This is a genomic window from Promicromonospora kroppenstedtii DSM 19349 (genome assembly GCF_000515355.1).
Classification (GTDB): Bacteria; Actinomycetota; Actinomycetes; order Actinomycetales; family Cellulomonadaceae; genus Promicromonospora; species Promicromonospora kroppenstedtii.
In genome coordinates this window covers 1-1,524 of sequence record NZ_KI911709.1, presented here as the reverse complement: position 1 = coordinate 1,524, position 1,524 = coordinate 1, and the positions used below count along the sequence as shown (strand labels likewise).

Below are 1,524 nucleotides of genomic sequence, written 5' to 3'. Positions count from 1 at the left end.
GAACGTGCCCGTGGCCGGCGGGGCGGCGGGCGCGCCGTTCGGTTCCACGGCGGGGGTCGCCGCACCCTCCGAAAGATTGCCCAGGAAACCCTCGACCCGGGAACGCATGGGGCCGATCAGCGCACCGCCGACTCCGACGATCAGAATGCCGGCCACGGTGGCCAGGAATGCCACGAGGACGGGCATTGTCACCGTGGTGCCGATGCCGATCTGGTTCACGGCGGCGATAACACCGAGCGCGATGATGAGGAACGAGACGGTCTTCGCCACCAGCGAGCCGTAGGAAACACCCCTCATGGTGTTCAGGAGAAGGTCCTTCACGGCATTCGCGATGGCGCCGGCGATCACGACGATGACGATCGCGACCACGAGGCTCGGGAGCCACGCCACGATCTGGTTGACGATCGCGCTCACGGGGTTGGTGGGCCCGAAGGCGCTCAGTGCGAGCTGCAGCGTGATCAGCAGGATGAAGTAGTAGATGATCTTCGTGAGCAGCGTGATCGGCTCGATGCCCGACCCGGCGAGCAGCCGGTTCGCCCCCGCCCGCTCGAGCACCTTGTTGAAGCCGACGCGCGTCAGGATCATCCCCACGAACCGGGCGATCGCCTTGGCGATGAAGTACCCGATGAGGAATACGACAAGGAACACGAGGAGCTTCGGGATGAAGCTCGCGATCGAGCTGAGCGCGTTGGTGAGCGGCGCCAGCCAGTCGACCTGGTTCGGCACGACGAGTGCCGTATTGAAGAATGTCATTGCTCTCCCCCTTCGAGATCTTTTCGGGCACCAAGGGCGCGCATCGTCGGCGCGGCGCAAAGGTGCCGGCACTCCAAGAACATATGCCGGAGAAGCGCATTCTGCGCGGCGGGATTTAGTGCAACCGAACGCAATTCGAACGCAACTTTGAACATCACCGCAGGTCAGATCGCCGCCCGTCGGCCGACACGTTCATGAATTTGCCTGATTCCCCTGTAGAGCGGGTGAGACATAAGCGACATTCCATCGAGGCTGGAGTGGCGAGCGCCTAGCCTGGCGACATGGATGCCCTGCACGAGCGGACCGCCGTCGAGCTCCGCGACCTCCTCGCCGTCGGAGAGCTCACTCCCACCGAGGTGACCGAGCACTTCCTGGACCGGGTCGACCGGCTGAACCCCCAGGTCGGCGCCTTCGTCACCGTCACCCCCGAACGGGCGCGCAAACGCGCGGCGGAGCTCGAAGAGGCCCGAGCGGCCGGATCCGGCCCGAGCCCGACGCCGGGCGGTCTGTGGGGCCTGCCCACCGGGGACAAGGACCTGTGGAACCGGGCGGGCGTGCCCACCGGCTTCGGGTCGCGCGCCTTCGCAGGACTGCCGCCGGCCGAGGAGAGCGACGAGATCGTCCGGGTGCTCGACGGCGCGGGCATCGTCAGCCTGGGCAAGACCACCGCGCCCGAGCTGGGCTTCCCCGCCTACACCGAGCCGGTGGGCGTCCCGCCCGCACGCACCCCGTGGGACCTGACCCGCGGGGCCGGCGGCTCGAGCGGCGGCG

Annotated in this window: 2 protein-coding genes; one reads left to right on the top strand and one right to left on the bottom strand. The window is 67.5% G+C overall.

The window, feature by feature from the left end; all coding sequences use genetic code 11:
• Window positions 1-753, bottom strand: a 753-nt coding sequence (locus tag PROKR_RS19355) for a mechanosensitive ion channel family protein (protein WP_245605889.1), incomplete at its 3' end; no start/stop codon positions are given.
• 281 nt (window positions 754-1,034) lie between these two features.
• Between PROKR_RS19355 and PROKR_RS19350 the strand changes: the two genes are divergently transcribed.
• Window positions 1,035-1,524, top strand: a 490-nt coding sequence (locus PROKR_RS19350) for an amidase family protein (RefSeq protein ID WP_036965943.1), incomplete at its 3' end; no start/stop codon positions are given.